Origin of the sequence: Streptomyces sp. Inha503 (genome assembly GCF_047215865.1) — a bacterium.
Taxonomy (GTDB): domain Bacteria; phylum Actinomycetota; class Actinomycetes; order Streptomycetales; family Streptomycetaceae; genus Streptomyces; species Streptomyces lycopersici.
Genome location: NZ_CP178360.1, coordinates 3450839 through 3463435, shown reverse-complemented (window position 1 = coordinate 3463435; position 12597 = coordinate 3450839). Strand labels below are relative to the sequence as shown.

Annotated in this window: 11 protein-coding genes and 1 pseudogene; 4 read left to right on the top strand and 8 right to left on the bottom strand. The window is 70.9% G+C overall.

Translation table 11 applies throughout. The features are described from left to right. Positions 1-11 precede the first annotated feature (11 nt). On the bottom strand, positions 12-1526 hold the full coding sequence (locus ACJX2R_RS14095) for a DUF4331 domain-containing protein (RefSeq protein ID WP_413100400.1): 1515 nt from the start codon (positions 1524-1526) through the stop codon (positions 12-14). A gap of 222 nt (positions 1527-1748) precedes the next feature. On the opposite strand from ACJX2R_RS14095, the gene ACJX2R_RS14090 reads away from it, so the two are divergent. Beyond that, the gene (locus ACJX2R_RS14090) at positions 1749-2012 is read left to right on the top strand and encodes a hypothetical protein (RefSeq protein WP_262703692.1); all 264 of its coding nucleotides are present in this window, start codon (positions 1749-1751) and stop codon (positions 2010-2012) included. 208 nt (positions 2013-2220) lie between these two features. Here ACJX2R_RS14090 and ACJX2R_RS14085 read toward each other — a convergent pair whose 3' ends face one another. Together ACJX2R_RS14085 and ACJX2R_RS14080 are read right to left on the bottom strand one after the other, a co-directional pair. Then, positions 2221-3429 carry a type ISP restriction/modification enzyme gene (locus tag ACJX2R_RS14085; protein ID WP_413105849.1) on the bottom strand — a complete coding sequence of 403 codons (1209 nt, stop codon included), beginning with the start codon at positions 3427-3429 and terminating at the stop codon, positions 2221-2223. A gap of 271 nt (positions 3430-3700) precedes the next feature. Beyond that, the gene (locus ACJX2R_RS14080) at positions 3701-3952 is read right to left on the bottom strand and encodes a hypothetical protein (RefSeq protein ID WP_413100399.1); all 252 of its coding nucleotides are present in this window, start codon (positions 3950-3952) and stop codon (positions 3701-3703) included. Positions 3953-4121: 169 nt separating this feature from the next. Between ACJX2R_RS14080 and ACJX2R_RS14075 the strand changes: the two are divergent. Then, positions 4122-6020, top strand: a pseudogene (locus ACJX2R_RS14075) (DUF4158 domain-containing protein); the annotation flags it as partial. Positions 6021-6175: 155 nt separating this feature from the next. Here the strand turns inward: ACJX2R_RS14075 and ACJX2R_RS14070 are convergent. Then, the gene (locus tag ACJX2R_RS14070) at positions 6176-6934 is read right to left on the bottom strand and encodes an SDR family NAD(P)-dependent oxidoreductase (RefSeq protein WP_413100398.1); all 759 of its coding nucleotides are present in this window, start codon (positions 6932-6934) and stop codon (positions 6176-6178) included. 146 nt (positions 6935-7080) lie between these two features. Between ACJX2R_RS14070 and ACJX2R_RS14065 the strand changes: the two genes are divergently transcribed. Continuing rightward, positions 7081-7716 carry a TetR/AcrR family transcriptional regulator gene (locus ACJX2R_RS14065; protein ID WP_413100397.1) on the top strand — a complete coding sequence of 212 codons (636 nt, stop codon included), beginning with the start codon at positions 7081-7083 and terminating at the stop codon, positions 7714-7716. Between the two features lie 255 nt (positions 7717-7971). Here the strand turns inward: ACJX2R_RS14065 and ACJX2R_RS14060 are convergent, their stop codons facing one another. Next, complete coding sequence (locus tag ACJX2R_RS14060) at positions 7972-8850, bottom strand: ketopantoate reductase family protein (RefSeq protein ID WP_413100396.1); 879 nt, start codon at positions 8848-8850, stop codon at positions 7972-7974. Positions 8851-8913: 63 nt separating this feature from the next. Between ACJX2R_RS14060 and ACJX2R_RS14055 the strand changes: the two genes are divergently transcribed. Next, positions 8914-9549, top strand: coding sequence for a TetR/AcrR family transcriptional regulator (locus ACJX2R_RS14055; RefSeq protein WP_413100395.1), 636 nt, complete (start codon positions 8914-8916; stop codon positions 9547-9549). Between the two features lie 103 nt (positions 9550-9652). Here the strand turns inward: ACJX2R_RS14055 and ACJX2R_RS14050 are convergent, their stop codons facing one another. From ACJX2R_RS14050 to hmgA, 3 genes are all read right to left on the bottom strand, one after another. Next, positions 9653-10042, bottom strand: a complete 390-nt coding sequence (locus ACJX2R_RS14050; RefSeq protein ID WP_413100394.1) for a hypothetical protein — start codon at positions 10040-10042, stop codon at positions 9653-9655. A 379-nt stretch (positions 10043-10421) separates the two neighbouring features. Then, complete coding sequence (locus tag ACJX2R_RS14045) at positions 10422-11171, bottom strand: GntR family transcriptional regulator (protein WP_044577651.1); 750 nt, start codon at positions 11169-11171, stop codon at positions 10422-10424. A gap of 51 nt (positions 11172-11222) precedes the next feature. Next, positions 11223-12596 carry a homogentisate 1,2-dioxygenase gene (gene hmgA / locus ACJX2R_RS14040; RefSeq protein WP_413100393.1) on the bottom strand — a complete coding sequence of 458 codons (1374 nt, stop codon included), beginning with the start codon at positions 12594-12596 and terminating at the stop codon, positions 11223-11225. Position 12597 lies beyond the last annotated feature (1 nt).

Here is a 12597-nt window from a genome sequence, read left to right as displayed (position 1 = left end):
GCACCCGTGGTTCAGTGCCGGCGCACGCGCGGAGCCCGCCGGCGCGACCGCATCCAGAGGAATCCGAGGCCCAGCAGCAACACGGCCCCGCCACCGGCCGCCGCGGACCCGGCCAGCAGCATGTTGTCGTCGGAGGAGGAGCCGACGCCCGAGCCTCCGTTCAGCAGTGACTGTCCGGCGCTCTTCGAGACGGCCTTGGCGTCCGAGCCGGAGCTGGGCAGCGCCAGATACGGGAACGAGCCGCCGAACTTCTGGTCGTTCTCGTCCACCGCGTCGCCCAGGTCGTTCTTCTTGCCGAGCAGCTCGCCCTCCATGGCCTGGAGCGCGATGTCCAGGACGTCGTCGGAGAGCCTGCGGCCGTTGGGGAACCCCGCGTTGTCACCGTCCAGGACGCCCAGCCGCTTGGGGCTGCCGTTGGGTTCTATGGAGGTGTTGAGCCGTAGCTCCTCGGCGGGGCGGACGTTCGGTGGCTGGTTGAGCTTGGGCACACCGGTGAGGAACGCCTGCACCAGGTCGTCGCGCGGGGTGTCCGGCGCCTTGATCTTGTAGATCTGCTCGACCAGCTTGGGGAGTTCGGGGTCCTGGACGAACTTCAGGAACTGCCCGTCGTCCCACGGCGAGGAGGCGTTGAACTTGTCCTTGTCCTTGCGCGGGATGACCACCTCGTTGACCAGCGGGCTGCCGAGCCGGGAGACCTGGGTCCAGTCGCCGTCGGCGGTCTGGCGGTGGGTGGTGGCCCAGACGCCGATCACCGGCTGGTCCTTGGACTCGGTCAGCGCCGACGTCGGCACCTGGAGGGCCATCGACTGGACGTTGTAGCCCTTGAGGGTGTCATTGCCGACCTCGGACATGTCGCCGCCGTACAGCAGGTCGAAGACGCGCAGATCGAGGAAGAACGGGTCGTCGGCCTGACCGGCGAAGGCGGTCGAGCCCCCGCTGTAGCCGATCTTCTGCACCGACTGGTCGCGGAGCTTCTGGTAGTTCGGCATGGACGCCTTGCCGACGTTCGACGGCGCGACCGGCAGATCGCTGCCCAGCTTGGCGCGGGCGACGGCCTTCTGATGCTTCAGCTTGATGACTTCGAGGTCGTATGTCTGGGTGAAGTTGAGGGTGGCGTCCTCGATCGAGTTCACCGGCCCGGTGTTGTAGAGGAACGTGTCGCCGTTCTTGAGGTGGTCCTTGAAGGTCCACCGGAAGAGCAGATCGCCCTGGCCGTCGCCGTCGTTGTCGACGTGCAGGTCGTAGCGGGCGTCATGGGCGAACTTGTAGAAGTTGGGGCCGCCCGCGGGGTCCTGGAACGGCAGCACATTGACGACCATGGTGGTCGTGTCCGGCTTGTCCGGGCTGACGAACGCGTAGACGTCCGTGGCGTCGTACTGCGGCTGACCGGAGATCAGCGGCGCCTCGCGGTGGCTCGAAGCCTGCGCCGTCCCGGGCTGGAGCACGGCCACTCCGGCGGCCGTGAGCCCGCCGGCGGCCAGTGCGCAGCTGACCAGCGTGGCCAAGCTCTTGGTGAATGCGGTCATCCTGTAGGTCCTTCGCACGCTTGTTGGAGCAGTCCTTCATGCGGCTATTCGGACCCGGTGAACGAACGGATTGGTCGGCCCGGGAATTTGTTTGCGCGTGATAGGTATCGTCAACACCCTTGACGCGGTGGTGAATCCGGAACCTGGGATGCGTGGGTGACGGCTCGGGGAGGTAGGGTTACTCTGCCCGGGGCGGGTGCCCTCGTACGGGTGGGGAGTGTCATGGAGCAGATAACGGTACGGAGCAGGCCACGAGTGCCTGCGATCAACTGCGGAAGCGGTGCGTCCAGTGCGCGCCTCGAGCGCCATCTCGCGGTGATGGGCGGCCCTGCCGTCTCGCAGCGGGAGGCGGAGAGCGCGGCGGTGCTGATGCAGGAGCTGACCGCGCGCGACCACGCGCGCGCGAAGAACAGCCGGGGTGCGCGGGTGTCGCTGTTCGCGCCGCTGCGCCGGTTGCGCCGTTCACTGTTCGGCAACCGCGGCTGACCCGGCCGGCCGGTAGGCGTCTTCGTCGTCATCCCGGGCAGGCACGGGGTCAACCGGTTCGCTCCAGCCGGTGAGTTCCGTGCTGTGATCCACCCCACGCCGCTGTTGCCGTGGGATGCCGATGAGAGGCCACGACCGGCCGTGTGGCCGGCGTTCCGAGGGTTCGGGCTCGGAGTTCCGAGGGTTCGGGCTCAGAGCTCCGAGGGGCTCAGAGCAGGGCGAACTGTCCCTCCGGGCCCTCCTCGTGGTGATCCAGTACGGACGCCGGGCGCCGGGCCGCACCGGGCACCGGCAGCACCCCCGCCCCCCGCAGCTCCGCCACGTCGATGAGCGCGCCGGCCGCCACCCGGTCGGCGAGCGCCCGCAGCTCCGGTCGCAGCTCGGCGAGGAGCGCCAGCACGGTGATCAGCTCCAGCAGCTCCGAGGTCCACGCGGACGGCCAGCCCGCCGGGCCGATCGCCTCCAGCGTGCCCGGCTCGCGCGGGGCCGTGCGCTGCTCGAACCAGGTCTCCAGCACCCGTACCCCGCCCGCCTGGAAGTCCCATGCGGCCTGCGGGACGGGGGAGATACGGCCCTCGCCCAGCAGCAGGGCCTCCTCGTCCGGGTCGTAGTCCAGGGAGCCCGGCAGTCCGCTCGACGGAAGCGCGGCGCGGACATAGGGGCGCCGGCCACCCGGCATGCGCGGGCGTTCACCACTGTGCGCCCCGCGCGTATGCAGCCACAGCGCACGGTGGCCCAGCTCCACGCCCGTTCCCCACAGCTCCGGGTCGGCGGTCAGGGGTACGGCGCATGGCGCGCCGCGCGCCGTGGCGGCGGCCCAGGCCAGGAAGTCCTCGGCGGTCACCGGGCGGCCGAGCCGGGTGGTGAGGTGGTCCAGCAGCCCGGGCGCGAGATTGGGCTCCTGCCCGCCGGGGCGGCGGTAGAGCGGACGGATCCGGCCGGGGCGGCCCGCGGGGGAGTGGCCGTCCGGCAGCAGCGCGGAGAAGGTGAGCACCGGGTCCGGATCCGGTCCGGCGGCCTCGACGACGTGGATCTGCCGGTCGTCCGCCACCCGCCACAGCTCGGGGCGGGCGGCGTCGATCAGCCGGTGATCCGGTATCAGCCACTGCTGGTCGAAGGGCCCGTGCGCGATCCGCACCGGCTCGGGGCACGGCCCGTCCTCGCGCGCCAGCCGGGCCGTGGAGGTGGGCTGGCCGGGTAGCTGCGGTACGGAGCTGTGCGGCGTACGGGCGCGGGTCGGCCGGAACAGCGCGGTCCGCGCGGCCTCGTCCTCGGCCTGGGTCAGCCGGTCCCAGCGCGCCCTGAGCGAGGCCGCGTCCGGTCCCATGGCCCAGGCCCGCCCGAGCCGCAGTGGGCCCACGGCCCACGGCATCAGGTCCCCCAGCGGCGGCGCCTCACGTTCTCCCACGCCCGGCATGGTATCGATGCCGCCCTGTCCTTCCAGGGGCTGCCCGATGTCGTCGTCGTCCGCCGCCGCGGCTCCGGTGGCTCCGGCCGCGCGCGGCCACGGCATCTGGGACTGTGCGGCCCGGCTGGTCTTTCCCCTCCCCGCCCCTTCCCGAAACCGGGGCTCCGCCCCAGCCCCCGAGCCCAGGGCCGTCCGGGGGTCTTTCCCCTTCCCGCCCCTTCCTGCGGTACCGATATGGGGTGCTGGTAAGAACGCTGTCACCAGCCGCAAACGGCGGTGATCACTCGATGAGGGCGCTGACGCGGTTCTCGTACTCGCGGCGGGCCTTGCGCTGAGCCGGGACGACCGGGACGCCTTGGGTGCCGTCGAGGGGCTGACAGTGGTCGAGGAGCTGGCGGTGGACTGCGGGCGCGGCACTGACGCGCAGCGTGTAGCCCTGGCCGCGTCGTACGGCCTGGCCCTGGTCGAGCGCGGCCCGCTCGACGTCGTCCAGGCCGGCGGCACGGAGGAAGTCGGCGACCTTCCCCGGCATGTCCAGGGTGACCGGCAGCTCCCGGGCCGGGGGGACCGGCCTCGGGGAACATCGGTACAGCGGTTAACGCTAAGCCGGTGATCATGGCGTCTGGCACAGGCGGCAGGCCCGGCGGCGAAGTTCGACGGAAGATCCCTGAGCGGCTGCGGGCGCCGATAGCTTCGCGCTCATGCCAGTGGAGTTCCTGACCGACGAGCAGGCGGCGTCGTACGGCAAGTTCAACGAGGAGCCGACCCGGCCGGAGCTGGAGCGGTTCTTCTTCCTGGACGACGAGGACCGCAAGCTGATCGCGAAGCGGCGCGGGGACCATGGTCGGCTCGGGTTCGCCCTCCAGATGTGCACCGTGCGCTACATCGGCCGGTTCCTCCCGGACGACCCGCTGGACGTGCCGTGGGTCGTGGTCGAGCACCTGGCCGCGCAGCTCGGCATCGAGGACGTCTCGTGCGTGAAGCGGTACACCGAGCGCAAGCCGACGGCGTACGAGCACGCGTGGGAGATCCGGGACGCCTACGAGTACCGCGAGTACGAGGACGCGGAGTGGTCGCGCCGGTTCCGTACCTTCTTGCACGGGCGGGCGTGGACGCATGCCGAGGGGCTGGTGGCGCTGTTCAACCAGGCGGTGGGCTGGCTGCGCCGTCACCGGGTGCTGCTGCCGGGGGTGAGCGTGCTGGCCCGGCAGGTGTCGGAGGCCCGCGCGGTCGCGGAGAAGCGGCTGCACGCCACGGTCGCAGGTGCCGCCCGTCGCGCCGACCCGGCGCTGCCCGGTGAGCTGGTGGCGACGTTGAAGACGCCGGAGGGTTCGCGGTTCTCGGAGCTGGAGCGGCTTCGCCGGCCGCCGACGCGGACGACGGGGACGGCGTTCGCCCGTGCGCTGGAGCGGGTACGAGATCGGCGCCTACCGGCTGGGGCGGCTGAGGCTGTCGCAGATCCCGCCGAACCGGATGGCCGCGCTGGCACGGTACGCGCTGGGGTCGAAGGCGCCGCTGCTGGAGCGGGCGGCTGAACCGAAGCGCACGGCGATGCTGACCGCGGTGATGCGGCACCTGGAGGCGAAGGCGATCGGCGCGGACCTGGACGTGGCCGCGCTGTGGGCGGCGGTGGAGGAGGTCGCCCCGCGCGCCGCCGTGATGAGCGCGGCGGCCACCGTGGTGACCCTGGTGCCCGAGGACGAGAACACGGCCGACGTCGCCATGCGGGCCGCGCTGGCGACCCGGTACGCCACGGTGCGCCCGGTTCCTGTCGTTGCTGGGCGAGTCGAAGGCGCTGGACGCGGCGAGCGCCGGGAAGCGGGTCCTGGCCGGGGTTCGCGGTCTTCCGGCGCTGGCGCGGCGGGCGCGGTGGACCGGGACGCGTACGTGGTGTGTGTGCTGGAGCAGCTGCACCGGGCCCTGGACAACCGCGACGTGTTCGCCTCGCCCTCGCACCGCTGGTCCAACCCGCGCGCCCGGCTGCTGGACGGGCCCGACTGGGATGCGGTCGAGGAGGACGTGCTGGCCGGGCTGAGCCTGGACATGCCCGTCGAGGGGCACCTGGCGGAGCTGGTGCGGGGCCTGGACGCCGGGTGGAAGCAGCTCGCCGAACGCCAGGAAGAGGCGGGGCCGGCAGCGAAGGTCTCCATCGAGGTGCAGGACGACGGGGCGCGGTGGAGGACCTGGCCCGCAACCGGGTCAACCTGAACAAGGTGATCATGCACTGGCCGGACATGCTGAAGGTCGCCGGTTCCCTGGTCACCAACCAAGTCCGCGCCTACGACCTGCTGCGCATGTTCGGACGCGAGGGGCGCTCGACCCCGCTCGGGTCGGCGTTCGCCGGGTACGGGCGGATCGCCAAGACCGAGCACCTGCTACGCGTGGTCGACCCGGTGGACGACACCTACCGCCGCCAGATGAACCGCCAGCTCACCGTGCAGGAATCCCGCCACAAACTCGCGCGGGACGTGTGCCACGGCAAGCGCGGCACCATCCACCAGGCCTACCGCGACGGGATGGAGGACCAGCTCGGCGCGCTCGGCCTGGTCCTCAACGTCATCGTGCTCTGGACCACCCGCTACATCGACGCTGCCGTCTCTGGCGCATCAGGGTCCCGAAGCGGGCGCAGGGCGCCGGCGGCCGGAACGCTGGCGGTGAAGCTGTAGCGGCCGAGGACGAGGATGAGGACGAGTCGGTCGGCTCGGAGTGAGTTGGGGCCGTCACTGCCTGCTTCCCTACCGGCGGTCGCCCGGCGTCACAGGAGGGCGCCGCCGGAGACCTCGATGCGCTGGGCGGTGACCCAGCGCAGTCCCTCGGAGGCCAGCGTGGCGATGGCGTCGCCGATCTCCTCAGGTTCGCCGACGCGGCCGAGCGCGGTCTGTCCGGCCAGGACCTGGCGCATTCCGGCGTCGTCCCGCATCGCTCCGCCGTTGAAGTCGGTGGCGGTCGGCCCCGGGGCGATGGAGTTGACCCGGATGCCGCGAGGTCCGAGTTCTGCGGCGAGGGTGCGGCTCAGAGCTTCGACGGCGGCCTTCGATGCGGAGTAGACCGAGGTGGCGGGGCTGGTGTGGCGGGTCAGTGACGTCGAGACGTTGATGACCTGGCCGCCCTGGGCCAGCAGCGGCACGAGCGACTGGATGAGGAAGAACGTGCCCCGGACGTTGGTGCCCATCACCGTGTCGAAGTCGTCGATCGTGACAGTCTCCAGCGGACCGAAGACTCCCACTCCCGCGTTGTTGACCAGGATGTCGAGCCGCGAAGTACCCCAGCGCTCCAGCTGCGCGCCCAGTTCGGAGGTGAAGGACGCGAAGGAGGAGACGTCGCTGATGTCGAGCTGGAGAACAGCGGCAGTCCCACCCACGGCCTGCACCTGTTCCACCGTCTTCTCAGCCCCGGCCGCATCACCGCGGTGGGTGACCACGACCCGCACCCCGCGTGTGGCCAGGGCGATGGCCGCGCTGCGCCCGAGGCCGCGATTCGCACCGGTCACCAAAGCGATCTTGTCGACTGTCATGAACTTCCTCCACCGTGCGGCAACCAGGATGCGCCCAGGTGCCACAGATCAGATGCGAGTCACTCGACTCGCCTTGCTGGTGCACCGTAAGCGGCCCCCCGAGGCGAGTCAAGTGACTCGCCTCGGGGCTGCGGCATACTCTCCGCATGGCAGCAGAACTCACCGCGCATCACCGCAGGCTCGCCCAGCAGAAGCGCGAGGCGATCACCTCCGCGGCCACAGAACTGTTCCTGGACCGCGGCTACGACGGCACTTCCCTCGCACGGATCGCCGAAGCGGCCGGGGTCTCGAAGTCCACCCTGTTCAAGCAGTTCCCCACCAAGGCGGCCCTCTTCGAGGCCATCGTCACCGAGTCCTGGCAGCGCGACGCCGGCGATACCGCCGCGCGGCCGCAGGCGGGAGATCTGCGCTCCGGGCTGACAGCCATCGGCCACCGCTACGCCGACCTGATCGGCCAGCCCCGCATGGCGGGTCTGTTCCGGATCGTCATCGCCGAACTGCCTCGTTTCCCCGAGCTGGGACGGATGCAGTTCCAGCTCGGCAAACTGCCCTACTTCGCCTCCGTCCAGCACTACTTGGAATCCGAGCACGAGGCGGGCAACGCTGATGTGCCCGACGCTGAGAGCGCCGCGAACCAGTTCCTCGGCATGATCGCTAATTACGTCCTGTGGCCCCGCATGCTGCTGACCGGCTGGAACCCCGCAGCCTCCGACATCCACAACGCCGTCGAAGAGGCCGTCCAGACCATGCTCGCCAGATACACCCCCGACCCGCCGGCCTGACCCGAAGCCGGAATTTCCACACTGACGCGCAATGCCAAAGACCGCGACACCTTCACCCGTGATACCTGTCGGCAAACGATCGTTTACCGACAGCAACGGAGTGCGGCAGTTGCGCTCGAAGGGCTATGCGTGCGGGGTGTTCGAGGTGTCGTTTCGCCAGTCGTCGATCGAGGCGGAGGGTGCGGAAGGTCCGGCGGGAGATCCCGGCTGCGCACTCAGCTGCAATGCGGCCGAGGAACCACTGCCTCCGATGGCCTACCGGACCTTCGCATGGGCACGCATCTGCTGGGCCAGCCGCCCGAGTTCGGCCGCCGTCGCAGGGGAGGCGTCGCTGAGCCCGCTGTATACGGCCGTCGGGCTGCGCAGGAAGCGCCGCAGCAGGGCCACGAGCAACCCTTCCGGCAGGGTCTGTAGTGCAGCGAACGCGCGGGGGACCGGCGGCGCCGGCATGGCGGCCAGGTTCTGCCGCATGAGGTGGAGCATGCCGCGGACCGCGTCGGGATCGTCGGCCAGCGCTGCCGGGCCGCCCGCCGCGTGCACCGCTTGTCCGAGCGGCACCTCGAACGCGGCGTGTGTCTTGAGCCAGGCATCCATCCGCGGCTCGGCCTTGGCGTTCATCCCGGCGGTGCGGAACCCCCGGACGATCCGTTCCAGTCGCGGGGTGGTTCGGCCGTCGGGTTCGCCGATCGGCATCGGGACCCGACTGGTCATGAAGGTGGTCGCGCGGTAGCGGACCACGTCCCCGTCCATCGTGCCGCCGGCCAGTGCCGGGGGGAAGCCGAGCAATACTCGCTCGTGGCCGATCGCCTCGCCCAGCGGCTCCGCGCCAGCCGCCCAGTTGTGCAGGAACAGCACGTCGCCGGCGAGGCCGGCGAGTGACTCCAGCACCGGGTCAACTTGATGGGTGCGGACGAGGACGGCGGTCAGGTCGTACCCGCCGGTCGGGTGCTCGACCACCGGTACTGGTACACGCCTGACGGTATGGCCGTCTTCCTCGGCGAGCTGCACGCCGTACCGGCGCAGGGAGGCCAGACGCTCGCCCCGGGCGAGGAGCGAGACGTCGAGCCCGGCCTCATGCAAGTGGGCGGAGAACAGGCTGCCGCAGACCCCGGCGCCGTACACGAGCAGTTTCATGACAACCTCTCCCACACATGGGTCAGACGTTCGTTTCAATCGAACGTCTGTATAGTACGGCACATGGCGCTACCCGATACCCGGACCAAGATCCTCGACGCGGCCGAACGCCTCTTCGCCGAGCACGGCTACAGCGGCACCTCGGTCCGCGCGATCACCGACCTCGCCGGAGTGAGTCTGGCCGCCGTCAGCTATCACTTCGGCTCGAAGGCGGAACTTTTGGCCGCGGTCGCCCGTCGCGTGACCGAGCCCATCACTGCCGCCCAGAGCGCCGGGCTCGACGAACTGCTCGCCCGGACTCCGGACCCGTCGGTCGCCGAACTGGTGGAAGCATTCGCAGGGCCGTTCTTCGACGAGATGCCCGCTGGCAATGAGAGCGGAGCCCGGACGTCCCGGCTGATCGTGACGATCCTCACCGACCCGGCCGAGGAGGCGCGCAGCTGGACCGGCCCGGACGAGGACACGGTCCGCGAGCGCTACCTGGCGACTTTCGCGCGCGCACTGCCCGGCCTTGCCCCACAGGAGTTGTTGTTCCGGATGCGGGGGATCTTCGCCGTGACAGCCGTGGACCGCGTCGAGGTCTACCACCGGCCCTCCCCCGCCTGCTCCACGGTGACGGCGGGCGAGGAGGCCCGGCGCTGGGCGATCACGTTCCTGACGGCAGCAATGAGCGCGCCACCGACCCAGGCCTGGCGATAAGCCGGGGCGGCTCACTCACCACCCTCGTCGCCGTCCTCAGGCACGTTCGGGTCGCGCAGCGGGCGCAGGCCCTGGCTGAGCCCGGGCCTGTAGCGGAGCAGGTTCATACGTTCTCCACGGCGGATCGGGCGGGCTCGCTGTCCGCGGCGCGGGGCCGCGGAAAGGTCGCCGCGGTGAGGTTGAGGCGGGTGTCCATGTCGAGGTTCACGTCACCGTAGGGCCGGACGTGGGACCAGAAAAGCGGGGTCAGGCCGCGCCGGTCGGCGGGCGTGAGGAGGTCCGCCCACTCCGGTTCGCCGAGGATGTCCTGGAGCATCAGGGTGTTCACCTCGAACCGGCCCCGGGGAAACCGGCCGTACTGCGTATAGAACTTCAGCAACACGGCGAAGCCCAGCCGCGTCGCATCGCGCTTGCCGGACACGAGCCCCTGCTCGTCCTTCAACAGGGTCCAGTGCTCGACCAGGTCGTCCAGGTCCAAAGGAGTACGGGCCACGGTCGTCGATCGTCCTCTCGGGGCCTCACCCCGCGCAGCTGCACGGCCCCGGACTCACCCACACGGGTGACACCCACGCAAGATCACCACCGTTTGCGGCTGGTGACAGCGTTCTTACCGGCACCCCGATATGCGACTCCACCACATGGCAGGGGCCCCGCCCCACGTTTCAGCTCTTCCGGGGTCTGAGGGGCGGGGTTTGCGGGGGAGTCCCACGTTCTAGCCCTTCCGGGGTCTGAGGAGCGGGATCTGGGGCGGAGCCGCACCTTCCAGCCCCTCCGGCGATTGAGGAGCGGGGGCTGGGGCGGAGCTCCAGTTTCGGGAAGGGGCGGGGAGGGGGACGGCCCGCCGCAGGCGTATGCGTGCCGTCGGACGCCCTCTAGTCGGCCTCGACCGTCACCGAGAACGAGAACCGGTCCCCCCGGTAGTGGATGCGGGCCACATCCACCACGCGGCCGCTCTCGTCGTAGGTCACCCCCGTGTAGTGCAGGATCGGGCTGAGTAGCGGGACCTGGAGCAGCCGGGAGGTCTCGGGGTCGGCGAGGCGGGCCTCCACCGTGTCCGTGATCCGGCTGATCCGCACCCCCACCGCGTCCCGCAGCACCTTCGTCATCGGCCAGCGGGCGAGGTCCGCGAGGTCGATGCGGTCGGCGAGCTCGGGGCGGACCAGGTTCTCCGCCCAGTTGGTGGGCTCGCCGCTGTGGCCGTCCCGGCGCAGCCGGCGGTAGGCGGTCGCCTCGTCCAGGCCGGGGAAGTACTCCGCGAGCGCCGCAGGCACCGGTGCCGGGCCGTGCTCCAGCACCGTCGTCCGCTCGCCCGACTGCTGTGCCACGATCGCGTCCACCGACCCCAGCAGCCGCACCGGCGCGGCCCGCCGGGCGTTCGGCTCGATGAACGTGCCACGGCGCCGGTGGCGGCTGATGAGCCCCTCGGTCTCCAGCTCCTTCAGCGCCTGCCGCATGGTGAGCACGCTGACCCCGTAGTGCTCGGCCAGCCGGTCCTCGGTCGGCAGCCGCAGCGGATCGTGCGGGGCCCGCCCGAGTATCGAGGCCCGCAGCGACTGGGAGACCTGGTACCACAGCGGCAACTTGCGGTTGAGGGCGAGGGAGTCGGGGGCGAAGGTGGTCACACGGTCTCCGGTCGACGGCGGCAACGGGCGCAACGGCGGCAACGGCGGCGTTCAGGGGCGGAAATGGCGTTCCAGACCCTGCCATACGTCGTCATAGCGCCCCTGGAGGTGGTCCGCCTCCAGCGCCTGCCGGGTGGCCGTGACCGGCCAGCGCGTCTCGAACATGAAGGCCAGCCCGTCGTCCAGCCTGTGCGGCGCCAGCTCGGCCGCGCTCGCCCGCTCGAAGGTCTCATGGTCCGGGCCGTGCGCGGACATCATGTTGTGCAGCGAGCCACCGCCCGGTACGAAGCCCCCCGCGCCGCCGGTCTTCGCGTCGTACGCGCCCTCGATCAGCCCCATGTACTCGCTCATCACATTGCGGTGGAAGTACGGCGGCCGGAAGGTGTCCTCCCCGACCAGCCAGCGCGGGGCGAAGACCACGAAGTCCACGCCCGCGAGCCCGGGGGTGTCGGAGGGCGAGGTGAGCACCGTGAAGATGGACGGGTCCGGGTGGTCGTAGCTGATGGTGCCGAGCACATTGAAGCGGCGCAGGTCGTACACGTACGGCACATGGGTGCCGTGCCAGGCGACCACGTCCAGCGGTGAGTGGTCGTAGGTGGCGGCCCACAGATTGCCGCAGAACTTGTTGACCACCTGCACCGGGCGCTCCACGTCCTCGTACGCCGCGACCGGGGCGAGGAAGTCCCGGGGGTTCGCCAGCCCGTTGGCACCGATCGGGCCGAGGTCGGGGAGGGTGAACGGGCGGCCGTAGTTCTCGCACACATAGCCGCGCACCGACGGCTCCAGCGGCTCCACCCGGAACCGCACCCCGCGCGGGATCAGCGCCACATGCCCCGGCTCGGCGCGCAGCAGACCGAACTCGGTGTGCAGCAGCAGCCCGCCCCGCTCGGGGACGATCAGCAGCTCGCCGTCCGCGTCGCTGAACACCCGGTCGGCCATGGGCGCGTTGGCAGCGTAGAGGTGGATGGCCATCCCGGCGCGCTGGGTGGCGTCGCCGTTGCCACCCAGTGTCCACAGCCCGGCCAGGAAGTCGGTGCCCTCCGGCGGCTCCGGCAGCGGGTCCCAGCGCAGCCGGTTGGGGTCGGGCGCGGCCTCGGTGAAGGGCGCTCCGCGCAGCGCGCCGCCCGCGATGCGAGTGAACGGCGGATGCGCGGCGGAGGGCCGGATGCGGTACAGCCAGGAGCGCCGGTTGGTGGCGCGCGGCTCGGTGAAGGCGCTGCCGCTCAGCTGCTCCGCGTAGAGCCCGAGGGGGGCGCGCTGGGGGGAGTTGCGGCCGATGGGCAGTGCGCCGGGCACGGCCTCGCTACTGTGCTCATTGCCGAAACCGGAGGCGTAAACCAGCCCTTCGGCCGTCTTACGCGCCTGCTCGATCCCCCGCCCGTGTCCTTGCCGATCCCCGTGCTGGATCCCCGTGCCGTCGCCCATC

Bases quoted from the DNA above. Each gene is read 5' to 3' on its own strand.
- ACJX2R_RS14095 (WP_413100400.1), bottom strand. From the start codon at position 1,526: ATGACCGCATTCACCAAGAGCTTGGCCACGCTGGTCAGCTGCGCACTG.
- ACJX2R_RS14090 (WP_262703692.1), top strand. From the start codon at position 1,749: ATGGAGCAGATAACGGTACGGAGCAGGCCACGAGTGCCTGCGATCAAC.
- ACJX2R_RS14085 (WP_413105849.1), bottom strand. From the start codon at position 3,429: ATGCCGGGCGTGGGAGAACGTGAGGCGCCGCCGCTGGGGGACCTGATG.
- ACJX2R_RS14080 (WP_413100399.1), bottom strand. From the start codon at position 3,952: ATGCCGGGGAAGGTCGCCGACTTCCTCCGTGCCGCCGGCCTGGACGAC.
- ACJX2R_RS14070 (WP_413100398.1), bottom strand. From the start codon at position 6,934: ATGACAGTCGACAAGATCGCTTTGGTGACCGGTGCGAATCGCGGCCTC.
- ACJX2R_RS14065 (WP_413100397.1), top strand. From the start codon at position 7,081: ATGGCAGCAGAACTCACCGCGCATCACCGCAGGCTCGCCCAGCAGAAG.
- ACJX2R_RS14060 (WP_413100396.1), bottom strand. From the start codon at position 8,850: ATGAAACTGCTCGTGTACGGCGCCGGGGTCTGCGGCAGCCTGTTCTCC.
- ACJX2R_RS14055 (WP_413100395.1), top strand. From the start codon at position 8,914: ATGGCGCTACCCGATACCCGGACCAAGATCCTCGACGCGGCCGAACGC.
- hmgA (WP_413100393.1), bottom strand. From the start codon at position 12,596: ATGGGCGACGGCACGGGGATCCAGCACGGGGATCGGCAAGGACACGGG.